Here is a 22,605-nt window from a genome sequence, read left to right as displayed (position 1 = left end):
TCAACCCACGTAAGCCGAAGGGGCCCGGTCATGAATGACCGGGCCCCAACACCAACCGCTCAGACAGTGACGTCGAGTGCGTCCTTCGACTCGTTGAGCGTGACCTTGACGGTCTCGCCGTCGCGGATCGAGCCGTTCAGCAGGCCGCGGGCGAGCTCGTCGCCGATCGCGGACTGCACCAGGCGGCGGAGCGGGCGGGCGCCGTACACCGGGTCGTACCCGGTCATCGCCAGCCACTCCATCGCGCCCTCGTCGACCGCGAGCGTGATCCGCCGGTCGGTCAGGCGGCGCTGCAGCGCGGTGATCTGCAGCCCGACGATCTGCGTCAGCTCCTCACTGCCGAGCGCGTCGAACAGCACGATCTCGTCCAGCCGGTTGATGAACTCCGGCTTGAACGACTGCCGCACGGTGGCCATCACCTGGTCGCGCTTGACCTTGTCGTCGAGCGTGACGTCGGCCAGGTACGCCGACCCCAGGTTGCTGGTCAGGATCAGGATCACGTTGCGGAAGTCGACCGTGCGCCCCTGACCGTCGGTCAGGCGGCCGTCGTCGAGCACCTGCAGCAGGACGTCGAAGACCTCGGGGTGCGCCTTCTCCACCTCATCGAGCAGGATCACCGAGTACGGACGGCGGCGGACCGCCTCGGTCAGCTGGCCGCCCTCCTCGTACCCGACGTAGCCGGGCGGGGCGCCGACCAGTCGCGCGACGCTGTGCTTCTCGCCGTACTCCGACATGTCGATGCGGACCATCGCCCGCTCGTCGTCGAACAGGAAGTCCGCGAGCGCCTTCGCCAGCTCGGTCTTGCCCACACCGGTCGGGCCGAGGAACAGGAACGAACCCGTCGGCCGGTCCGGGTCGGAGATGCCCGCGCGCGCCCGCCGCACGGCGTCGCTCACGGCCTTGACCGCCTCGCGCTGACCGATCAGCCGGCGGCCGAGCTCGTCCTCCATCCGGAGCAGCTTGCCGGTCTCGCCCTCGAGCAGCCGGCCGGTCGGGATCCCGGTCCACATCGCGATCACCTCGGCGATCTCGGTCGGGCCGACCTCCTCGTTGACCATCGCTTCGGGGCCTTCGGCAACCTCTTCCTCGGCGTCGGCCTCCTCGAGCTCCTTGGCGAGCTGCGGGATCTCGCCGTACAGCAGCCGGGACGCGGTCTCCAGGTCGCCGTCGCGCTGGGCGCGCTCGGCCTGGCCGCGCAGCTCGTCGATGCGCTCCTTGATCTCACCGACCCGGTTCAGGCCGGTCTTCTCCCGCTCCCAGCGGGCCTCCAGCGCACGCAGCTCCTCCTCGCGGTCGGCGAGGTCGGCGCGCAGCCGCTCCAGCCGCTCCTGCGACGAGGCGTCGTCCTCGCGGGACAGCGCGAGCTCCTCCATCTTCAGCCGGTCCACGGTCCGGCGCAGCGAGTCGATCTCGACCGGGGACGAGTCGATCTCCATCCGCAGCCGGGACGCGGCCTCGTCGACCAGGTCGATCGCCTTGTCGGGCAGCTGGCGACCGGTGATGTACCGGTTGGACAGCGTCGCCGCGGCGACCAGCGCGGAGTCGGAGATCGCGACCTTGTGGTGCGCCTCGTAGCGCTCCTTCAGGCCGCGCAGGATCGCGATCGAGTCCTCGACCGACGGCTCGCCGACGAACACCTGCTGGAAACGGCGCTCCAGCGCCGGGTCCTTCTCGATCCGCGTGCGGTACTCGTCCAGGGTCGTCGCACCGATCATCCGCAGCTCGCCGCGGGCCAGCATCGGCTTCAGCATGTTGCCGGCGTCCATCGCGCCCTCGCCGCTCGCACCGGCGCCGACGACGGTGTGCAGCTCGTCGATGAACGTGATGATCTGACCGTCGGACTCCTTGATCTCGGTCAGCACGGCCTTCAGCCGCTCCTCGAACTCACCGCGGTACTTCGCGCCCGCGACCATCGCTCCGAGGTCCAAGCTGATCAGCCGGCGGCCACGCAGCGATTCCGGCACGTCACCGGCCACGATCCGCTGGGCCAGCCCCTCGACGACGGCGGTCTTGCCGACGCCGGGCTCACCGATCAGGACAGGGTTGTTCTTGGTACGACGCGACAGCACCTGCACGACGCGGCGGATCTCGGTGTCCCGGCCGATCACCGGGTCGAGCTTGCCGTCGCGCGCCCGCTCGGTGAGGTCCACACCGTACTTCTCCAGCGACTTCGTGGTGCCCTCGGCCTCGGGCGAGGTGATCCGCCGGTTGCCGCGCATCTTGTCGAACGCGTCGAGCAGCGCGTCCGGGGTCACCCCGAGTGCGGTCTTCGCGGCGCCCTCCACGGTCGCCAACGCGATCAGCAGGTGCTCGGTGGAGACATACTCGTCCCCGAGCCCGAGGGCCCGCTGCTCCGCCTGGTTCAGCACGTCACCGGTCTTCCCCGACAGGCTCGGAGCCTGCACACTGCCACCGCTCGCCTTCGGGAGCCGGCTCAGCTGCTCGGCGGTCTGCCGGCGGACGGCGTCCAGGTCGCCGCCGGCCGCCTCGAGCAGACCGATCGTCGTGCCCTCGGGCTGCGCGAGCAACGCGGACAGCAGGTGAATCGGTTCCACGGTCGGGTTGCCCGCCGCGGAGGTCTGACGGATCGCGACCGACAGGGTTTCCCGGGCCAGCGTCGTCAACCGCTGAACATCCATCTGGTTCCAGCCTTTCAAGTTCCAGCAACAACAGTCACTGGTTACAACCTATCCAAAGTTGAGTCCATTCCACTCAACTCTGAGAAAGCTGGGGGAAATCTCAGGGTTCCACCGGGCACGACGAACCCCCGCCCGGTCCGCAGGGACAGGACGGGGGTTCCGCGACCGGCCGTTCAGACGGGCTGAGCGTCCTCCGGCACCCCGAGGTCTCCCCCGACCCCGGTCGGGCGGACGACGAGCACGTCGCATCCGGCCCGCTTGGTCACCTCGGTGGCGACCGTGCCGAGCAGCCGGTCGATCAGGGAGCGGTCCTGGATCGCGCCGAGGACGATCAGGTCGGCCGACCGCTCCTCGGCGGTCGTGAGCAACGCCGTGGCGGGTTCGCCGTCGACCAGCAACGCCGCCGCGACGGTCGCGCCTTCGTCCCGGGCGGTGACGGTCGCCGCCTGCAGCGCTTCTCCGGCCGCGGCCCGGCCGAGCACCTGCCCGAGCCGCGCGTCACCGCCGAGCGTCGCGACGTTCCGAGCGTCGGTACGGCGGGGCAGCTCGCTGAACGCGCACACGACGACCAGATCCGCATCGTCGCGGACGGCCAGCCAGGCGGCCCGGGCGATCACCTGGTCCGCCAGCCCGGAACCGTCGGTCCCGGCGACGATGGTGCGGTAGTCCTTCATGCTCATCGCGGACCTCCTCAGTGCCCGGCGGCCGGCAGGTAGCCGACCTCGTCGACGTCACGGACGATCGGCGGCTCCTTGATCCAGAGCATGACGGCCGCGGCCAGCCCGAGACACACCCCGGCGAACCGGATCGCGTTGTTCGGGTTCTCGCCGAGCACACCGGAGTAGATCGCGCCGAACGTGACTGACTGGATCAGCATCGGGATCACGATCATCATGTTGATGATCCCCATGTAGACGCCGTACCGGGTGGACGGGATCATCCGGACGGCCATGATGTAGGGCACACCCATGATCGACGCCCAGGCGATGCCGAGGCCGATGATCGGCACGAACAACAGGTACTTGTTCGTCACCGACGGGAAGACCAGCAGCCCGACGGCAGCCAGCAGCAGGCAGAAGCAGTGCACGAGCTTCGCCCCGCGCTTGCGGGCGAAGGCGACCAGGCTGAACGCCACGCTGAAGGTGACGATGTTGTACCAGCCGTTCACCAGGCCGGTCCAGGCGACCGCGTCCTCCTTGCCCTCAGGAGTCGGCGGGAACACCGACTTCGCGATCGACAGCGCGACGAACTGCCAGTAGCAGACCATCCCGTACCACTGGAACAGGTAGACCAGGCCGAGCTTGCGCAGCTCCGGCGGCATCTCGACGATCGCCTCGCCGATCTCCTTCAGGGTCTGGCCGAAGCCGCCCTTCTTGGCCCGCAGCTGGGCGAGTTCCGCCTCGGTCGGCGGGATCTCGGGGGTCCGCAGGACGGAGACGAGCACCGACACGATCGAGCAGACGGCGCCGAGCATGAAGGATCCGAGCACCCAGTACGGGATGCCGGCCTCGGTACCGCCTTCGATCAGCTGCTGGAACACGAACAGCGACACGTTGGCCAGGGTGATCCCCAGGCCGGTGAAGAACGACTGCGCCAGGAATCCCTTGCCCAGTTGGGACGGCGGCAGCTTGTCCGCGATGAACGCCCGGTACGGCTCCATCGCGGTGTTGTTGCTGGCATCGAGCAACCACAGCAACAGGACCGCCATCCAGACCGCGGTAACGAACGGGAACAGGAACAGGCACAGGCTGCAGCCGATCGCGCCGAGCACGAAGAACGGCTTGCGGCGGCCCCAGCGCGGGCTCCAGGTCCGGTCCGACAGGGCGCCGATCAAGGGCTGGATGAGCAGGCCGGTGATCGGTCCGGCGAGGTTCAGGATCGGCAGGTCCGCCGGGTCGGCGCCGAGGAACTCGTACACCGGGTTCACGGCGGTCTGCTGCATGCCGAAGCTGTACTGGATGCCGAAGAAGCCCAGGTTCATCACCAGGATCTGCGGCATCGTCATCAGTGGCTTCTGCCGGACGATGGCCGTGTGCTGCAGGTCGGTCCGTCCTTCGACCGTGGTCATGCCACTGCTCCGTGCCCGTTGGCACTCACCAAGTAGGCCTGCAGCCGGGTGAGCTCGCGCTCCCAGCCCTCCCCGTGCCAGCCGGCGACGTCGGGCTCGTACGGCCCCTGGATTACCCGGACGAGCGTGCCGTCACGCCCCGTCTTCGAGAACTCGACCCGCAACTCGAGCGGGACGTCGGGATCGATCCCCGGATCGCCCGTGATCCGCTCGCGGGACACGAACACGTCGGGTTCGAAGTACTCGGTGTAGACCCCGTCGGTGCCGACCCGCGTCCCCGGATCGCTGTCGCGCACCTTGACGTGGTGGTGACGGCCGCCGAGCCGGAGGTCACCGCTGACCGAATCCAGTTCCACGTGCCAGCCGGGCGAACCACGCCAGCGCGCGAGTTCGGCCGGCTCGGTCCAGGCCTTGAAGACCTGGGCACGGGGGAAGTCGAACTGGCGCTCCACCGTGACGATGACATTGGCAGTCACAGCTCCTCCTCAGGGGAGTACGGTAAAAGCGTTTTCACCGGGAGTGTGACATCGATCACTCGCTTCCACAAGGGCGTGTCGACTTGACACCGGAACGACCTTATTTTCTTGGGCCTTTCCGGGGTTACGCTGGAGAGAACTGCGATGCAAGCGTTTTCACCAGGAGGTGCTCGTGAGCCCGGACCGGCCCAGCATCCTCGACGTGGCCGCGCGCGCGGGAGTGTCCCCCGCGACGGTGTCCAGGTCACTGCGCGGGCTGGCGAAGGTCGCGCCGCAGACCCGCCGCCGGGTCCTCGACGCCGCCGCCGAGCTCTCGTACGTCGCCTCGCCGCAGGCGGCCGGACTGGCGTCCGGGCGCACCGGCGCCGTTGCGGTGGTGGTTCCGTTCATCACCCGCTGGTACTTCAGCACGGTCGTCGCCGGCGTCACCGACGCGCTCCGGGAGTCCGGCTACGACGCCGTTCTCTACCACCTCGGCGGCGCCGACCACCGAGATCGGTTCTTCGAGCAGATGCCGCTCGCCCGGAAGGTCGACGGCATCCTGTCGCTGTCGATGCCGCTGACCGCGGAGCACACCTTGGCGCTGCGTGCTCTCGACCTGCCGCTGGTCAGCGTGGGCTCGCACATCCCGGGCTCGCCGTCGGTACGCATCGACGAGGTCGCGGCCGCCCGGACGGCGGTCAACCACCTGCTGAACCAAGGCCACGAGCGGATCGGCTTCATCGCCGGCACCCCCGACGACCCGCGGTTCGGTTTCGCGTCGTCCGCGCTCCGGCGTGAGGGCTATGAAGCAGCACTCAGCGCGGCCGGCCTCGCCCAGGACGCCGCGCTCGTCGCGAGCGGACCCCACGGGCTCGACGGCGGATCGGCCGCCATGACCCAGCTCCTGACCGGCTCCGTGCTGCCGACCGCCGTCTTCGCGGAGTACGACGAGTTGGCACTGGGAGCCTTGTGGGCCTTACGGCGTGCGGGACTGCAGGTGCCCGAAGCAATGTCTGTCGTCGGCATCGACGACCACGAAATGGCCCCGCTCGTCGAACTCACCACGGTCGCCCAGGACGCCCACGAGCAGGGCAGCGTCGCCGCGCACCTTCTGCTCCAGGCACTCGATGCTCCGGACGCCGACCTGACCGGCACCGATCTCGTGCTGCCTACCCGGCTCGTCCTCCGCGGCAGCACCGCGCCGCCGCGCCAGTTCCGGTGACCGCGGCCGGCTCCTCGTTCAGCTGCTGAACTCGGAGGCGCGGATGCGGTACACCTGCAGGTTCAGGTCGTAGTACTTGTCGGTCTCGCCGACCCATTCCATCCCGAGGCGGCGCGCGGTGGCGATCGCGCGCTGGTTGGCCGGTCGGGCGACCGCGAACAGCTCGTCGACCTCGCCGCCGCTGAACGCCCAGCGCATCAGCGCGCGGCTGGCCTCGGTCGCGTACCCGTGACCCCAGGCGCTCGGCCGCAGCTGCCAGCCGATCTCGAGATCCTCCTCGTACGGCGGCAGCAGGCGGATCAGCAACGCGCCGACGATCTCGTGGTCAGTCCGGCGCTCGACCGCCCAGCGGCCCGCCGGGACGACGAAGTTCGGCTGGGCCTCGATCCAGGACTGCAGGATCATTCGCATGGTCGCGGTGTCCGGCACCTTGTCGATGGCCGGTGACAACCAGGGCGCCACGTCCGCGGATCCGAAGATCTCCAGCGCGGCGTCGGCGTCGTCTTCCTCCCAGTCCCGGATCAGCAGCCGGTCCGTCTCCAGCTTCAGGGTCACCCCGCCAGGGTATGCGGTGTCCGACCGGGCGCAAGAGCACGAAGAGAGCCGCAGGGCGGTCCTGGAACGGACCACCCTGCGGGGGCCGAGGGGCGCTGGGGGGATAGCGCACCCTCGACTCGTGGAGGCGTCGTGGGGGAACGTCGACCTCCACCTGGCCGGAGGATCCGAGGAGTGGGTTTCGGAGAACCTCCGGCGGCTTGGTGGGCGGGGGATCAGCGCGAGCCGAGTTCCAGAGGCTGGGTGCGGATCCACCGGGTCGTGGTCTGCTGCCGGCCCATGGCGATCACGTCGCCGGCGGGACCGGCAGAGAAGACCCGGCTGGCGGCGGGACGCCGGGAGGCGCCGACACCGCGCTGGACCTCTGCCAGTAGCTGGTTGACCCGCTTGCGCAGGTCCTCCACTTCGGACTGTAGCGCGAGAATGTGCCGAATGCCCGCCAGGTTGACACCTTCTTCCTGGCTGAGGTGCTGCACGTAGCGCAGCTTCGCCACGTCGTACGTCGAGTAGCGCCGGCCGCGGCCGGACGCCCGGCTCGGCACCACCAGGCCGAGCCGGTCGTACTGGCGCAACGTCTGCGGGTGCATACCGGCCAGCTGGGCCGCCACCGAGATCACGTAGATCGGGGTGCGGTCGTCCCAGGTCGGCACCTGGCTGAACGGGATGCCCATCACGAACTCCCGAACAACCCGGCCCGCAGATCAGGCTGGTCCGACGCGGAGCTGAACTCCTGCAGCTTCTCCTTCTGCTCGTCGGTCAGCTCGTGCGGCACCTGCACGTCGAGCGTGAGCATCAGGTCGCCCTTGGTCCCGTCCCGCCGGACCGAACCCTTACCGCGGACGCGCAGTTTGCTCCCGTTCGCCGTACCCGCAGGGATCCGGACCGTGACGGGCAGTCCGTCCAGGGTCGGAACCTTGATCTCCGCACCCAGCGCCGCCTCGGTGAAACTCACCGGGACGTTCAGGGTCAGGTGCTCGCCCTGGCGGCCGAAGATCCGGTGCTTGTGCACATGGACGGTGACGTAGAGGTCGCCCGCGGGGCCACCCCGTTCGCCGGCCGCGCCCTTGCCCTTGAGCCGGATCCGCTGGTTGTCCTGGACACCCGCCGGGATGCGGACCTGCATGGTCTTGCTCGACGTGCCGCGGCCGGAGCCGTGGCAGGTCTCGCACGGCTGGTCGACGACCAGGCCGCGACCCTTGCACTCGGTGCACGGCTCGGTCATCGCGAAGACGCCGCCCTGCACCGAGGTCTGCATACCGGTGCCCTCGCACTTGAGGCAGACCTTCGGGACGGTGCCGTACTTCGCGCCGGTCCCCCGACAGGTCGGGCACGGCTCGTCGCTGGTCATCCGGAGCCCGACCGTGACACCGTTCACGGCCTCGGCGAACTCGATCGTCGCCTCGGTCTCGATGTCCTGACCGCGCCGCGGACGGGCGGTCGTACTGGTCGTGGTCCGGCCACCACCGCCGAACATGCCGCCGAGGATGTCGCCGAGCCCGCCGCCGGCACCCTGGCCGCCGCGGTTGAAGAGGTCGCCGACGTTGAAGTCGAAGCCGCCGCCCTGCCCGCTGCCGCTCGGCATCCGGAAGCCGCCGCTGCCGAACAGCCGCCGCGCCTCGTCGTACTCCTTGCGCTTCTTCGGGTCACCGACGACGTCGTACGCCTCGGAGACCTCCTTGAACTTGGCCTCCGCCTTGGTGTCCCCGGCGTTGGAGTCCGGGTGGTACTGCCGGGCCAGCTTGCGGTACGCCTTCTTGATCTCGTCGGCCTCGGCGGTCTTGGAGACGCCGAGAACCTTGTAGAAGTCCTTCTCGATCCAGTCCTTCGTGCTCATCCGACGCCTCCCCTCCCGTCGTGGTCGTTACTCCGCGGACCGTTCCGCGTCTTCATCTGTGGTCTCCACCGGTACGTCGGCCTTCGCGGCGTCGGCCGGCAGTTGTTCGGTCGGCTCCGACACGGCCACCCGGGCCGCCCGGAGGATCCGCTCACCGTGCCGGTAGCCCGGTTGCATGATCATCGTCGCGGTCGGGCCGTCGACCTCGTCGGAGTAGTTGTGCAGCAGGGCCTCGTGGATCCGCGGGTCGAAGGGGTCGCCCTTCTCGCCGTACTTCACCAGGCCGAGCTTCTCGGTGACCCGCTCCAGCGATTCGGCGACCGCCTTGAACGCGCCGTCCAGTTCACCCGCATCGCGGGCCCGGCCGATGTCGTCCAGGATCCCGAGCAGCTCGGTCAGCACGGTGCCGATGACGAGCTCCCGGGACGCTTCCCGCTCCCGGTCGACGCGGCGCTTGTAGTTCACGTACTCGGCCTGCAGTCGCTGCAGGTCCGCCGTACGCTCCGCGAGCGCCTCGGTCAGCAGGGCCTCCTGGGCGGACGGGCCGATCAGGTCCGACGGGTCGCGCGGCGGCTGTCCGGCCGGGCCGGCCGCTGCGGGCGCCGCGGACTGCTCCGCAGGCTCCCGCAGCTTGCCGGTCTCCGGGTCGATCCGGCGCTTGTCGCGGATGACAGGCTCCCCGTCACCGAACTCGCTGCCAGTCGGTCGATCCGTCACTTGTCCTCCGTCTTGTCCTGCGGCCGGTCCTCGTCCACGATCTCGGCGTCGACGACGTCGTCGTCGTTGTTGCTGCTCGAGGTCGCGTCCTCGGAGGTGGCGCCGTCGGTCGAGCCGCCGGCGGCCTGGGCGTTCGCGTACATCGCGGCGCCCATCTTCTGGCTGGACTGGGCAAGCTTCTCCGAGGCGGCCTTGATCGCCTCGGCGTCGTCACCCTCGAGCGCCTTCTTCAGCTCGGCGACGCCGTCCTTGACCTCGGTCTTGACGTCGTCGGGGACCTTGTCCTCGTTCTCCTGCAGGAACTTCTCGGTCTGGTAGACGAGGCTCTCCGCCTGGTTGCGGCTCTCCACCGCCTCGCGGCGCTTGCGGTCCTCCTCGGCGTACTGCTCGGCGTCGCGGACCATCTGGTCGATGTCGGTCTTCGGCAGCGCGGAGCCGCCGGTCACCGTCATCCGCTGCTCCTTGCCGGTGGCCAGGTCCTTCGCGTTCACGTGCACGATGCCGTTCGCGTCGATGTCGAAGGTGACCTCGATCTGCGGCACGTTCCGCGGCGCCGGCGGCAGGCCGGTCAGCTCGAAGTTGCCGAGCGACTTGTTGTCGCGGGCCATCTCGCGCTCGCCCTGGTAGACCTGGATCATCACCGACGGCTGGTTGTCCTCGGCCGTGGTGAAGATCTCCGAGCCCTTGGTCGGGATCGTGGTGTTGCGCTCGATGATCTTGGTGAACACGCCGCCCTTGGTCTCGATACCGAGGCTCAGCGGGGTCACGTCGAGCAGCAGGACGTCCTTGACCTCACCCTTCAGCACACCGGCCTGCAGGGAGGCGCCGACCGCGACGACCTCGTCCGGGTTGACACCCTTGTACGCGTCCTTGCCTGCGGTGAGCTCCTTGACCAGGTCGGCCACCGCGGGCATCCGGGTCGAACCGCCGACCAGGATCACGTGGTCGATCTTCGAGACGTCGATCCCGGCGTCCTTGATGACGGCCTTGAACGGGGCGCGGGCGCGCTCGAGCAGGTCGCTGGTCATCTTCTGGAACTCGGCCCGGGAGAGCTTCTCCTCCAGGTGCAGCGGGCCGGACTCGGTCAGGCTCAGGTACGGCAGGTGGATCGTCGTCTCGGCCGTGCTGGACAGCTCGATCTTGGCCTTCTCGGCGGCCTCGGTGAGGCGCTGCATGGCCATCTTGTCGCCGGACAGGTCGGTGCCGTTCTTGTTCTTGAACTGGGTCACCAGCCACTTGACGATCCGGTTGTCCCAGTCGTCACCACCGAGGTGGTTGTCACCGCTGGTCGCCTTCACCTCGAAGACGCCGTCACCGATCTCCAGCAGGGACACGTCGAACGTGCCGCCGCCGAGGTCGAAGACCAGGATGGTCTGCTCGGCTCCCTTGTCCAGACCGTAGGCGAGCGCGGCCGCGGTCGGCTCGTTGACGATCCGGTGCACCTTCAGGCCCGCGATCTCGCCGGCCTCCTTGGTCGCCTGGCGCTGCGCGTCGGAGAAGTACGCCGGCACGGTGATGACCGCGTCGGTGACCTGCTCCCCGAGGTACGCCTCGGCGTCCCGCTTCAGCTTCTGCAGCACGAACGCGCTGATCTGCTGCGGGGTGAACTTCTTGCCGTCGATGTCCACGCTCCAGGCCTCGCCCATGTGGCGCTTGACCGAGCGGATCGTGCGATCGACGTTCGTGGTGGCCTGGCGCTTCGCCACCTCGCCGACCAGGACCTCGCCGTTCTTGGCGAAAGCCACCACCGAGGGCGTCGTGCGCGCTCCCTCGGCGTTGGGGATGACGGTGGGCTCGCCACCTTCCAGTACGGCGATGACGGAGTTCGTCGTACCGAGATCGATACCGACCGCGCGGGCCATGCTTTACCTCCACAGAGTTGAGTGATGCAGACTCAATGTTGCCGTTCGTCCGCCTCGGTTTCAAATCCGTGACTGAACAAACTTGAGTTCACTGGACTCAACATTGCATACCCGTCAGGTCATTCCCAAGGGCGGCCCCCGATTTCGGGGTCCCGGCCAGGGTGGCGCCAGGGAGACCCCTCCCGAAGCAAACGTTTACCATGCGATCCTGATCACTGTGAAGCTCCGCCCGATGACCGCCGCCGACGTCGCCGCGGTTCTCGCGCTGAACGCCACCGCCGAAGGTCTCGTCGAACCCCTGGGCGCCGACCGCCTGGACTGGCTCCGGCTGATCGCCGCACACGCCGTCGTGGTCGACCTGGACGGCGCCCCGGCCGGCTTCGTGCTCACGTTCACCCCCGGTTCGGCGTACGACGGGCTCGCGTTCGAGGCGTTCACGCAGACCTACGCCGACCGCTTCCTGTACATCGAGCGGATCGTGATCGCGGCCGAGCACCGCCGCCAGGGCATCGCCTCGACGGTGTACCGCGCGATCGAACGCTCCGCCCGGCCCTTCGACCGCACCGTCGCGGCGGCCCCGACCGGCACCCCGGCGTACGCGTTCCACACCGCGCGCGGCTACCAGGAGGTCGGCAAGCAACGCCTGCCCGACGGCACCACAACGGCACTCGCCAACCGGCACCCCGAGCTCGCGGGAGGTCGGGACGCGGACGGTCAGTTCGCGATCCCGCTCGGCCCGAACCCCGAGCTCGTCCCGGCGCTGGACGAGGCGGCCCGCCAGTTCGCCCCGCCCGGCCTTTACCAGGGCGTGCGCTGATCAGAGCTGGCGTACGTCGAGGAGTGAGCGGACCGGGAGGTCGTGGCGGAGCCGCGGATCGGTGAGTGCGTCGACGATGCAGGCCGCACCGACCCAGTGCGCGCCGCAGTCCTCCACCAGCGCCCGCGCTGCCCGTGCCGTCGCCCCGGTGTCGACCCAGTCGTCGACCATCAACACGCGGTCCCCGGCCCCGATCAGCTTCCGCCGGAACCCGAACACCACGTGCCGGTCCTGGTAGTCGGGCGCCGTCGTACGGCGTACCCACCGATCACTGTCGACAGACGAGCCGCTGTGCTTCCGCATCTCCACGAACCCGACCCCGAGCGCGGCCGCCGTCAACGCCCCGACCAGCGACCCCCGCGACACCGGCCCGAGCACCACCGTCGGCTGCACGTCGTACAGCCCCGCCAGCGCCGGCCCGATCTCCCGCAACAACTCCGCGTCCCGCCACCACCCGGTGACGTCCGCACAACTACTTCAGACGCCCCGATCCGTCTGCCACCGAAACGCGCCCCGAAGCCGTGCTCTCGTGTCCATACGGCAATGGTGCCCTGATTGCGAGGTGGAGGCATGTGGTTTTGCGGACCGCCATCACTCACCAAGGCACCCCAACGCGCACCTCGCACGCCCGATCGAGCGTGGGCGCCGCACAGGTGGCGCGCTTACTGGGTGGTGGCGGTCCGCCTGTGGACAACGCGCACGACGCACCGCGCGAATTCACCATGCTTGATTCATGGCAGATGTGGCCGACGTGATCGGCAGGCGTGGCGGATCCGCGACGTTCGCGGATCTTCGCGCGGTGGTGTCCGCACGCGCCATCCGCAGCGCGCTCAGGTCGGGAGTGATCAACCGGGTGGCGAAAGGTGTCTACGCGTTGCCTGTCGCACCAGCGGCACTGACCGCGGCTCGAAGCCACGGCGGTGTCGTCTCGCATCTCAGCGCTGCGCAGCACTGGGGTTTCGGGGTGATCAACCCGCCCGGCCTGCCGCACGTCACGCTGCCGCCCGGCCGGGCCCGACGCCGCAGCGGGCTGCCCTGCGTCGCGCACTGGGCGGAGGTTCCCGCGCTGGACGACGTCACCACCCCGCTTCGGACCGTCCTGGACTGCCTTCGTACTTTGCCGCCTGCGGAAGGGCTCGCCGTCGCGGACTCGGCCTTACGCACGGGAAGTGTCGAACACGACACGCTCCTCGCCGCAGCGTCCCGACTACGAGGACCACACCGTCGGCGGGTTCAGCGGATGGTCGCGTTCGCCGACGGTCGCGCGGAATCAGTGCTGGAGTCCGTCCTGCGCTACTTGCTGATCGAGCGGGGAATCGAAGGTTTCGTTCCTCAACTGCCGGTGCGGGACGCGGAGTTCTCGGCTCGCCTCGACCTCGGTCACCCCCGGCTGCTTCTAGGCCTCGAGGCGGACGGATTCGCCTTCCACGGAACGCGGCGAGCGCTGGTCAAGGACTGCCGCAGGCAGGCGAACCTGACGGCCCGAGGTTGGCGAGTGCTCCGCTTCAGCTGGGAGGACATCATGTACGACCCCGACTGGGTGATCGCCACGATCGAGCGGGCAGCCGGACTCCCGTCACTCACCAAGCACCTGCTGCGCGCCGCCTGACCCGGCAGCTGAGCGTGCGGTGGGCAGGTGACGCGAGGTTGGTGAGTGATGGCGGTCCGGCTAAACCGGCCGGCCGGCCGTGAAGGTCTGGGTGATGAGGGGGACGGCGGGGCGGTAGGCGAGGTGGAGGTAGGACGGGGCGTCGAGGACGGCCAGGTCGGCTCGGGCGCCGGGGGTCAGGTGGCCGACGTCGGTGCGGCGGAGGGAGGCGGCGCCGCCGGCGGTGGCGGACCAGAGGGCCTCGGCGGGGGTCATGTGCATCTCGCGGACGGCCAGGGCGATGCAGAACGGCATCGAGGACGAGTAGCCGGAGCCGGGGTTGCAGTCGGTGGCGAGGGCCACGGTGACGCCGGCGTCGACGAGACGGCGGGCGTCGGGGTACGGCGACCTGGTGGAGAACTCGATCGCCGGGAGCAGACCGGCGACGACGCCGCTCGAGGCGAGTGCGTCGACATCCGCATCGGTGAGGTAGGTGCAGTGATCAGCCGAGGCGGCGCCGACCTCGGCGGCGAGCTGGACGCCAGGACCCTCGCCGAGCTGGTTGGCGTGCACGCGAGCCTGCAGGCCCCGCGCCAGTCCGGCCCGGAGGATCGCCCGCCCCTGGTCCGCGTCGAACGCTCCCCGCTCCACGAAGACGTCGACCCACGTCGAGTGCTCGGCCGCCGCGTCGAGCATCGGGCCAGTCACCAGGGCCACGTACCCCGCCGGGTCGTCGGCGTAGTCGGCCGGTACGACGTGGGCGCCGAGGTACGTCGTGTCGTCGGTGAACTGCCGCGCGATCCGCAGCGCTCGCGCCTCGTCGGCGACCGTCAGCCCGTAGCCGGACTTGATCTCGACGGTGGTCGTGCCCTGGCGGCGCATCTCGGTCACCAGGCGGGCCACGTTCGCGGTCAGCTGCTCGTCGGTGGCCTCGCGGGTCGCCGCCACCGTGGTCCGGATCCCGCCGGCCGAGTACGGCGTACCGGTCATCCGGGCCGCGAACTCCTCGGCGCGATCGCCTGCGAACACCAGGTGCGAGTGCGAGTCGACGAAGCCCGGGATCACCGCCCGGCCGCCGAGGTCGACCGCTGCGTCGGCTGCCGGGGCCGCGGTTCGTCGGCCGGTCCAGGCGACCGTGCTGCCGTCGATCACCAGCGCCGCGTCGTGGAGCTCACCGAGCGGGCCGCCGTGCGTGGGGTCGTTCGTGACCAGGGAGCTGATGCCGGTCAGGAGCAGCGAGGTCATCGGGTCACCGCCGCGATCGAGGCGGCCAGCTGCGCCGGGACGTCCAGACGACTGTGCTTGCCGTCGGCAACCACATGGTTGCCCGAGACGATCACGTCCGACACATCCGCGGCAGCTGCGGCGAAGACCACGGTTTCCACTGAGCCGCCGGTGCCTGCGGTGCGGACGGTGTCCGTGCGAACGGCGACGAGGTCGGCGCGGGCGCCGGGAGCGATCACGCCCGCGTCCTCGAAGCCAATCGAGCGGTGGCCGTCCGTCGTCGCTGCTCTGAGGAGCTCGGCCGCCGACCAGTGACCGCGCTCCTGCGACGCCAGTCGCTCGTCCAGCTCGACGGCGCGCATCTCCTCGAACAGGTCGATGACCGCGTGACTGTCCGACCCGAGCGTCAATGCCGACCCCGCGTCCCGCAACTGCACCGAGGGGCCGATCCCGTCCGCGAGGTCGCGCTCGGTGGTCGGGCAGAAGCAGGAGTACGCCGCGGAGCTGCCGAGTAGGCCGATGTCGACCGGCGTCAGATGGGTCGCGTGCACCGCGCTCGTCCGCCCGCTGAGGAAGCCGGTCTCGTCGAGGATCTGCGCCGGCGTCCGGCCGTACGCCTCGAGACAGGCGGCGTTCTCGGCGACCTGCTCGGACAGGTGGATGTGCAGCGGTACGTCTGGGAACGCCGCCGCGACCGCGCCGAGCTGGTCGTGCGGTACGCCGCGCACCGAATGCGCCGCCGCGCCGATCACGACGTCCTCCGCGCCCTTGAGCTGCGCGACCCGGGCGGCCCAGGCGGTCGCGTCGCCGTCGCTGAAGCGTTGCTGGACCTCGTTGAGCGGCTGGTCGATCCCGCCGGCGACGTAACAGGTGTCGAGCAGCGCGATCCGGAGGCCGACGTCCCGGGCGGCCTCGATCAGCGCCGTACCCATGGCGTTGGGGTCGTCGTAGCGGCCGCCGCCGGGCGCGTGGTGCAGGTAGTGGAACTCCCCGACCGCGGTGACGCCGGCGAGCAGCATCTCGGCGTACACAGCGCGGGCGAGCTCGTAATACGTGTCGGGGGTGAGCGCTGCGGCGACCGAGTACATCTGGTCACGCCAGGTCCAGAACGTGCCGCGCTCGGTCTGCGTACGGCCGCGGAGCGCGCGATGGAACGCATGGCTGTGACAGTTCGCGAGACCGGGGATCACCAGGCCGTGCAGCATGTGCCCGTCGCCGGGGTCCACATCGGTCTCCACCGTCGCGAACCGGCCGTCCGCGACGGTCACCAGGACGCGCTCCGCGAGGCCGGTGGGGAGCAGAGCGGTCGAGCACCAGTACGACGTCACTTGGCGAGGTCCTTCAGTACGGCGGCCAGCGCGTCGACGCCGGCCAGGCAGTCGTCCATTTCGGCGTACTCGGCCGGCGAATGCGAGACGCCGGTCGGGTTGCGCACGAACAGCATCGCGGTCGGGATCCCCGCGTCCGAGAACACGCCCGCGTCGTGCCCGGCGCCGGTCGGCAGCACCGGGGCGCCGTCGAGCACGTTCACCAGGCGGTCGCGCAGGCCGGCCGGGAAGTCCACGATCGGCGAGACCGACTCGGGCGTCACCTCGAGGGTGGTGCCGTCCCGCTCGGCGCGCTCGGTCGCCTGCTTGGTGATTGCTGCGAGCAATGATTCGAGCGTGGCGGTGTCGGCGGCGCGGGCGTCCAGCCAGGCGGTGACCTGCGACGGTACGGCGTTGGTTCCGTTCGGTTCCACCGACAGGCGGCCGAAGGTCGCGCGGGCACCGGCGAGCCGGGCCTGTTTGTTGGCGGCGAGGGCGGTCATCGCGTAGGTGAGCATGGGGTCGTGCCGGTCCTCCATCAGCGTGGTGCCGGCGTGGTTGGCCTCACCACCGAAGGTGAACCGGTACCGCCCGTGCGGCCAGATCGAGCTGGCCACACCCACCGGCGCGGTCAGCCCTCTGCCTTGCTCCACATGCAGCTCGACGAAGGTCCCCATCCGCCGCAGAAGCGGCGAAGGTCCGAGACCGGCCGGATCGATCCCGGCCCCTTCCAATGCATGTCCGAGGCGCACCCCGGCCCTGTCTGTCAGCTGAAGCGCCTTCTCGGCCGAGAGAACCCCGGCCGCGACCCGAGACCCCAGACAAGGCATCCCGAACCGCGACCCTTCTTCTTCCACGAACGCCCCCACCCCGATGGGCACCCCAGGCTCGAACCCCTCCGCCCGCAACCGATCCACAGCCGCCAGCGCGGAAACCACCCCCAGGGGCCCGTCGAACGCCCCGCCATCAATCACCGAGTCCAGATGACTCCCCGTCACCACTCCCGGGAGGGAAGCCGGCTGTTCGCGCGGGTTCCACCAGGCGATGAGGTTGCCGATGCCGTCGGATTCGACGGTGAGGTTGCGGGCGGCGCACTGGTCGAGGAACCAGCGCGTCGCCTCGCGTTCGGTGGGGGTCCAGCCGCCGCGGGTGTAGCCGCCGGTGTCGGGGTCGCGGCCGATGGCGGACTGGTCGGCCCAGAGGGATTCGAAGCTCAAGACAGTGGGTTCTTCGCCAGCCAGTCCTTGGCGACCGCGTCCGCGCTCTCCTTGCCGGCGTCGATCCGCTTGACCAGGTCGGTCAGCGCGTCCGTGGTCAGCTTGGCGTCGACGGCGTTCAGCGTCGCCACGATGTCGTCGGACTTGTGGTCGGTCCGGATCAACGGAACGATGTTGTTCGGCGGCAGGATCTGCTCCGGGTCGTCCAACTGGACGAAGCCCTGCTCCTTGATCACCGACTGGGTGGTGAACAGGTTCGTCACCTGGATCTGGTTGTCCTCCAGCGCCTTGATGCTCAGCGGACCGCCCGCGTCCAGCGTCTTGTACTCCTTGAACTCGACGCCGTACTTCTCCTTCAGCCCCTTCAGACCCGCCGACCGGACCTTGAACTCCGGGCTACCGCCCGCGATCAGGTTCTTGTCCTTCAGGTCACCCAGCGACTTCAGGCTGTACTTGTCCGCGGTCGCCTTGGTGACCACGATCGTGTCCTCGTCCGCGGCCGGCGACTTCTCCAGCACCTCGAGCCCGGACGGCAGCGCCTTCTTCAGCGCGTCGTACGCTTTGTCGGCGTCGGTCTCGGTGGAGTTCTTGTCGAAGTACGCCAGCGCGGCGCCGGTGTACTCCGGCACCAGGTCGACGGACCCGTCCTTGATCGCGGCCATGTAGGTCTCGCGGTTGCCGATGTTCGGCTTCTTCTTCACCTCGATGCCCTTGGCGGCCAGGGCCTGGCCGTAGATCTCCGCCAGCAGCTGGCTCTCGGAGAAGTCGGCGGACCCGACGGTGATGCTGCTCACCTTCGACGGCGCGGGCGAGGACCCCGCGTTGTCGTTGCCGAGCTGGTCGCCCCCACCCCCGCAACCGGCCAGGCCGAGCACCGCCACCCCGGCGATCGCAGTACGGATGAGTGTGGATCTCAACACGAGAGCCTCCAGTGTTCTCGTTCAGCCACCGGCCGGTGCCGATGGATGTGTCTCAAGTTCATCAGGTACCCCGGACAGTTCAGCCGATCTTCAGTCCCGGCGAGACAGTGATCCGCCCGATCAGCGCGAACAGAGCGTCGAGCAGCAGCGCCAGCAGCGCCACCAGCAGCGCGCCGGTGAACATCTGCGGGAAGTCGCGCAGCTTCAGCCCGTCGATGACGTACCGTCCGAGACCGCCGAGCGACACCAGCGCCGCGATCGTCGCGGTCGACACGATCTGCAGGGTCGCGCTGCGGATCCCGGAGATGATCAGCGGCATCGCGATCGGGATCTCCACCTTGGTCAGGATCTCCTGCCCGGTCATCCCCATCCCCCGTGCGGCGTCGATCGTGGCCGGATCGACACCCGAGATCCCGGCGTACGTCGACGCGAGGATCGGCGGGATACCGAGCGCGACCAGCGCGATCAGCACCGGCAGGAAGCCGATCTGGTCGGTCAGCAGCACCGCCAGCATCAGCAGCCCGAGGCTCGGCAGCGCCCGCGCCGCGTTGCCGGTGTTGATGGCCAGGAACGCCCCGCGCCGGGTGTGCCCGATCCGCAGCCCGATCGGCAGCCCGATCGCGGTCGACAGACCGAGCGCGGCAAACGTGTACCAGAGGTGTTCGAGGATGCGCGCCCAGATACCTTCGGGGCCGGACCAGTTGTACGAGTCGGTCAGGTACTCCCACATGTCAGGCCACCTCTCCCACAGGGGTTGCGACGCGGGCCCACGGGGTCAGCACCCGCTGCAGCGTCACGAGGACGAGGTCGGCGAGCAGCGCCAGGGCCAGCGACAGCACGACACCGACGACGACCGGGGTCAGGAAGTCCTTCTGGAAGCCGAGCGTGAACAGCTCCCCCAGGCCGCCGATCCCGATCACCGCGCCGACACTCACCATCGAGATGTTCGCGACCGTGACGACGCGCAGCCCGGTGAAGATGACCGGTACGGCGATCGGCAGGTCCACCGCGACCAGCCGGTGCAGGGAGCCGTACCCGACCGCGATCGCGGACTGCCGGACGTCGGGCGGCACGGAGCGGAGTCCGTCGATCACGTTCCGGATCAGCAGCGACACCGTGTAGATGGTCAGCGCCACGATGATGTTCACCGTGGACAGCACCTTGGTGCCGAGGATCGCGGGCAGCACGATGAACAGCGCGATCGACGGCAGCGAGTAGAGGATGCCGCCGAACGCGACCAGCGGGTTCGCCAGCCACCCGTAGCGCGTCGCGACGTACCCGAGCGGCACCGAGATGATCAGCCCGAGGATCACCGGAATGATCGCCAGGTACACGTGCTCGACCAGCTGGTCCCAGATCAGCCCGAGGTTGTCCGCTATCCAGCTCATGAGCGGAGCGCCTCGGCGACCGTGGCCTGGTCGATGACGCCGATGGCCTTGCCGTCGTCGTCGACGCAGACACCGCGACCGGTCGGGGAGGTGAGTACGGCGTCCAGTGCCGCGCGCAACGAGTCGCCGCGCTTGAACACCGCGCCGAGCGGGAGCAACTCGTGCGAGCCGTTCCGCCATCCGACCGGTACGCCGTCCTGCAACGCGAGCTCGTCCGGCAGCGGCCCGACCGGCAGCTCTTCCGGGTGCACGAACGTCAGGGCACGGTAACCCCGGTCCCGCCCGACGAAGTCACGGACGAAGTCGTCGGCGGGCTCGGCGAGCAGCTCGGCCGGCGGCGCGAACTGGGCCAGCTTGCCGCCGACCCGCATCACCGCGATGGTGTCGCCGAGCTTGATCGCCTCGTCGATGTCGTGGGTGACGAACACGATCGTCTTGCCGATGTCGCGCTGCAGCCGGAGCAACTCCTCCTGCAACTGGTTGCGCACGATCGGGTCGACGGCGCTGAACGGCTCGTCCATCAGCATGATCGCCGGGTCGGCCGCCAGTGCCCGGGCGACGCCGACTCGTTGCTGCTGGCCACCGGACAGCTGCGCCGGATACCGCTCGGCGAGCTTGACGTCCAGGCCGACGCGTTCGAGCAGCTCCATCGCCGTACTGTGCGCCTTGCGCTTGTCCCAGCCGAGCAGCTTCGGCACGGTCGCGACGTTGTCCACGACGGTCTTGTGCGGGAACAGGCCGGCGTTCTGGATCACGTACCCGATGCCGCGCCGCAGCGCGACCGGGTCCTGGGAGTTGATGTCCTCGCCGTCGATCGAGATGGTGCCGCCGGTCCGCTCGATCGTGCGGTTGATCATCCGCAGCGACGTGGTCTTCCCGCAGCCGGACGGGCCGACGAACACGGTGATCTGGTTGCTCGGGATCCGCAGGGACAACGCGTCGACGGCGACGGTGCCGTCCGGATACCGCTTGGTGACGTCCTCGAACTCGATCATGGCGCCCCTTCGCGCTCGTTGGTCGCCCAGTTGACCCTAGCGGAACGAAAGACCGAATCCACGCGGTAGCGCGGTCTCTCACCCTGTGGGAAAGTGCACCGTAGCACTACAGATTGCCACGGTCGCAGACAGTTAGCTCTCGCGCATCGGAACCCGGACGCCGCGCTCGTCCGCGACCTCGACGGCCTTGTCGTAGCCCGCGTCGACGTGCCGGATGACGCCCATCGCCGGGTCGTTGGTGAGCACCCGCTCCAGCTTCTGCCGGGCCAGGTCGGTGCCGTCGGCAACCGATACCTGGCCGGCGTGGATGGACCGGCCGATGCCGACGCCGCCGCCGTGGTGGATCGACACCCAGGACGCGCCGCTGGCCACGTTCACCATCGCGTTCAGCAACGGCCAGTCCGCGATCGCGTCCGAGCCGTCGAGCATGCCTTCGGTCTCCCGGTACGGCGACGCCACGCTGCCGGTGTCCAGGTGGTCGCGACCGATCACGATCGGCGCCTCGAGTTCACCGGAGGCCACCATGTCGTTGAACCGGACGCCGGCCTTGTCGCGCTCGCCCTGGCCGAGCCAGCAGATCCGGGCCGGCAGGCCCTGGAACGCGACCCGCTCGCCGGCCAGCTTGATCCACCGGCTGAGGTGCTCGTTGTCCGGGAACAGGTCCAGGATCGCCTGGTCGGTCTTCGCGATGTCGGCCGGGTTGCCGGACAGCGCCGCCCACCGGAACGGGCCTTTTCCTTCACAGAACAACGGCCGGATGTACGCCGGCACGAAGCCGGGGAACTCGAAGGCGCGGCTGTAGCCCGCCTTCCGGGCCTCGTCGCGGATCGAGTTGCCGTAGTCGAAGACCTCGGCGCCCGCGTCCTGGAAGCCGACCATCGCCGCGACGTGCCTCGCCATCGAGGCCTGCGCGCGCTCGGTGAAGCCCTTCGGGTCCTTCTCGCGGGCGGTCGCCCAGTCCTCGAAGTCGATGCCGACGGGCAGGTACATCAACGGATCGTGCGCGGAGGTCTGGTCGGTGACGATGTCGATCGGCGCACCCAACTCGAGCAACTCGGGAACGATCACCGCGGCGTTGCCGAGGACACCGATCGACAGCGGCCGGCGCGCCTTCTTGGCCTCTTCCGCCAGCCGCAACGCCTCGTCCAGGGAGGACGCCCGGACGTCGAGGTAGCGGTGCTCGATGCGGCGCTGGATCCGCGACTCGTCGACGTCGATGCAGATCGCCACACCGTCGTTCATCGTCACGGCGAGCGGCTGCGCACCGCCCATGCCGCCGAGGCCGGCGGTCAGCGTGATCGTCCCGGCGAGCGAGCCGCCGAACTTCTTCTCCGCGACCGCGCCGAACGTCTCGTACGTGCCCTGCAGGATGCCCTGCGTGCCGATGTAGATCCACGACCCGGCCGTCATCTGGCCGTACATCGTGAGACCCATCGCCTCGAGCTTGCGGAACTCCTCCCAGGTGGCCCAGTCGCCGACCAGGTTCGAGTTCGCGATCAGCACCCGCGGCGCCCACTCGTGCGTCTGCATCACGCCGACCGGGCGGCCGGACTGGACGAGCATCGTCTCGTCGTCCTTCAGCGTGGTCAGCGTGCGCACCATCGCGTCGAACGAGTTCCAGTCCCGGGCAGCCTTGCCGGAGCCGCCGTACACGACGAGCTCGTCGGGGTGCTCGGCGACCTCCGGGTCGAGGTTGTTCTGCAGCATCCGCAGCGCGGCCTCCTGCTGCCAGCCGCGGGCGGTGAGCGTGGTGCCGCGGGGTGCGCGGACGGGACGTGGTCCGGACATGGGTGA

Annotated in this window: 21 protein-coding genes; 3 read left to right on the top strand and 18 right to left on the bottom strand. The window is 69.4% G+C overall.

Annotated features, from left to right (window positions below; all coding sequences use genetic code 11):
* Nucleotides 1-59: 59 nt before the first annotated feature.
* The 4 genes from clpB to ACWEOO_RS21715 form a co-directional block, all read right to left on the bottom strand.
* On the bottom strand, nucleotides 60-2,639 hold the full coding sequence (gene clpB / locus ACWEOO_RS21730; RefSeq protein ID WP_452144531.1) for an ATP-dependent chaperone ClpB: 2,580 nt from the start codon (nucleotides 2,637-2,639) through the stop codon (nucleotides 60-62).
* 173 nt (nucleotides 2,640-2,812) lie between these two features.
* Nucleotides 2,813-3,319: a universal stress protein gene (locus ACWEOO_RS21725; RefSeq protein ID WP_452144530.1), complete on the bottom strand. Its 507-nt coding sequence runs from the start codon at nucleotides 3,317-3,319 to the stop codon at nucleotides 2,813-2,815.
* An 11-nt stretch (nucleotides 3,320-3,330) separates the two neighbouring features.
* Nucleotides 3,331-4,707 (bottom strand): MFS transporter, encoded by a 1,377-nt coding sequence (locus ACWEOO_RS21720; protein ID WP_452144529.1) that lies wholly within the window; start codon nucleotides 4,705-4,707, stop codon nucleotides 3,331-3,333.
* Nucleotides 4,704-5,183 (bottom strand): SRPBCC family protein, encoded by a 480-nt coding sequence (locus tag ACWEOO_RS21715; protein WP_452144528.1) that lies wholly within the window; start codon nucleotides 5,181-5,183, stop codon nucleotides 4,704-4,706. Before ACWEOO_RS21715 ends, ACWEOO_RS21720 begins: the two co-directional genes overlap by 4 nt.
* Before the next feature lie 172 nt (nucleotides 5,184-5,355).
* On the opposite strand from ACWEOO_RS21715, the gene ACWEOO_RS21710 reads away from it, so the two are divergent.
* Complete coding sequence (locus tag ACWEOO_RS21710) at nucleotides 5,356-6,387, top strand: LacI family DNA-binding transcriptional regulator (RefSeq protein WP_452144527.1); 1,032 nt, start codon at nucleotides 5,356-5,358, stop codon at nucleotides 6,385-6,387.
* 18 nt (nucleotides 6,388-6,405) lie between these two features.
* On the opposite strand, the gene ACWEOO_RS21705 is transcribed toward ACWEOO_RS21710, so the two are convergent.
* From ACWEOO_RS21705 to dnaK, 5 genes are all read right to left on the bottom strand, one after another.
* Nucleotides 6,406-6,942, bottom strand: coding sequence for a GNAT family N-acetyltransferase (locus tag ACWEOO_RS21705; protein WP_452144526.1), 537 nt, complete (start codon nucleotides 6,940-6,942; stop codon nucleotides 6,406-6,408).
* A gap of 215 nt (nucleotides 6,943-7,157) precedes the next feature.
* Entirely contained in the window at nucleotides 7,158-7,613 is a 456-nt protein-coding gene (locus ACWEOO_RS21700; protein ID WP_452144525.1) for a heat shock protein transcriptional repressor HspR, read from the bottom strand.
* Nucleotides 7,613-8,776 carry a molecular chaperone DnaJ gene (gene dnaJ / locus ACWEOO_RS21695; RefSeq protein WP_359931022.1) on the bottom strand — a complete coding sequence of 388 codons (1,164 nt, stop codon included), beginning with the start codon at nucleotides 8,774-8,776 and terminating at the stop codon, nucleotides 7,613-7,615. The genes ACWEOO_RS21700 and dnaJ overlap by 1 nt, the downstream gene beginning before the upstream one ends.
* Before the next feature lie 27 nt (nucleotides 8,777-8,803).
* Nucleotides 8,804-9,493, bottom strand: a complete 690-nt coding sequence (gene grpE / locus ACWEOO_RS21690; RefSeq protein ID WP_452144524.1) for a nucleotide exchange factor GrpE — start codon at nucleotides 9,491-9,493, stop codon at nucleotides 8,804-8,806.
* Entirely contained in the window at nucleotides 9,490-11,355 is a 1,866-nt protein-coding gene (gene dnaK, locus ACWEOO_RS21685; protein ID WP_452144523.1) for a molecular chaperone DnaK, read from the bottom strand. The genes grpE and dnaK overlap by 4 nt, the downstream gene beginning before the upstream one ends.
* A gap of 217 nt (nucleotides 11,356-11,572) precedes the next feature.
* Between dnaK and ACWEOO_RS21680 the strand changes: the two genes are divergently transcribed.
* Entirely contained in the window at nucleotides 11,573-12,172 is a 600-nt protein-coding gene (locus ACWEOO_RS21680; RefSeq protein ID WP_452144522.1) for a GNAT family N-acetyltransferase, read from the top strand.
* Here the strand turns inward: ACWEOO_RS21680 and ACWEOO_RS21675 are convergent, their stop codons facing one another.
* Nucleotides 12,173-12,607, bottom strand: a complete 435-nt coding sequence (locus ACWEOO_RS21675) for a phosphoribosyltransferase family protein (protein ID WP_363717677.1) — start codon at nucleotides 12,605-12,607, stop codon at nucleotides 12,173-12,175.
* Between the two features lie 298 nt (nucleotides 12,608-12,905).
* Here ACWEOO_RS21675 and ACWEOO_RS21670 point away from each other — a divergent pair, with 298 nt between their 5' ends.
* Entirely contained in the window at nucleotides 12,906-13,781 is an 876-nt protein-coding gene (locus tag ACWEOO_RS21670; RefSeq protein WP_452144521.1) for a DUF559 domain-containing protein, read from the top strand.
* A 60-nt stretch (nucleotides 13,782-13,841) separates the two neighbouring features.
* On the opposite strand, the gene hutI is transcribed toward ACWEOO_RS21670, so the two are convergent.
* The 8 genes from hutI to hutU form a co-directional block, all read right to left on the bottom strand.
* Nucleotides 13,842-15,005, bottom strand: a complete 1,164-nt coding sequence (hutI, locus tag ACWEOO_RS21665; RefSeq protein WP_452144520.1) for an imidazolonepropionase — start codon at nucleotides 15,003-15,005, stop codon at nucleotides 13,842-13,844.
* A complete protein-coding gene (locus tag ACWEOO_RS21660) occupies nucleotides 15,002-16,312 on the bottom strand; it encodes a formimidoylglutamate deiminase (RefSeq protein ID WP_452144519.1) in 1,311 nt (436 codons plus the stop codon). Before ACWEOO_RS21660 ends, hutI begins: the two co-directional genes overlap by 4 nt.
* A complete protein-coding gene (locus tag ACWEOO_RS21655; RefSeq protein ID WP_452144518.1) occupies nucleotides 16,309-17,508 on the bottom strand; it encodes an allantoate amidohydrolase in 1,200 nt (399 codons plus the stop codon). The genes ACWEOO_RS21660 and ACWEOO_RS21655 overlap by 4 nt, the downstream gene beginning before the upstream one ends.
* The gene (locus ACWEOO_RS21650) at nucleotides 17,505-18,428 is read right to left on the bottom strand and encodes an ABC transporter substrate-binding protein (RefSeq protein WP_452144517.1); all 924 of its coding nucleotides are present in this window, start codon (nucleotides 18,426-18,428) and stop codon (nucleotides 17,505-17,507) included. Before ACWEOO_RS21650 ends, ACWEOO_RS21655 begins: the two co-directional genes overlap by 4 nt.
* A 79-nt stretch (nucleotides 18,429-18,507) precedes the next feature.
* Entirely contained in the window at nucleotides 18,508-19,158 is a 651-nt protein-coding gene (locus tag ACWEOO_RS21645; protein WP_359930992.1) for an ABC transporter permease, read from the bottom strand.
* Nucleotide 19,159: 1 nt separating this feature from the next.
* A complete protein-coding gene (locus ACWEOO_RS21640) occupies nucleotides 19,160-19,816 on the bottom strand; it encodes an ABC transporter permease (RefSeq protein ID WP_363717683.1) in 657 nt (218 codons plus the stop codon).
* Nucleotides 19,813-20,811, bottom strand: coding sequence for an ABC transporter ATP-binding protein (locus ACWEOO_RS21635; protein WP_452144516.1), 999 nt, complete (start codon nucleotides 20,809-20,811; stop codon nucleotides 19,813-19,815). Before ACWEOO_RS21635 ends, ACWEOO_RS21640 begins: the two co-directional genes overlap by 4 nt.
* A 132-nt stretch (nucleotides 20,812-20,943) precedes the next feature.
* The gene (gene hutU, locus ACWEOO_RS21630; RefSeq protein WP_359930983.1) at nucleotides 20,944-22,599 is read right to left on the bottom strand and encodes a urocanate hydratase; all 1,656 of its coding nucleotides are present in this window, start codon (nucleotides 22,597-22,599) and stop codon (nucleotides 20,944-20,946) included.
* Nucleotides 22,600-22,605 lie beyond the last annotated feature (6 nt).

It is taken from the genome of Kribbella sp. NPDC004138, assembly GCF_053603655.1.
This window is presented reverse-complemented; position numbering and strand designations above follow the sequence as displayed.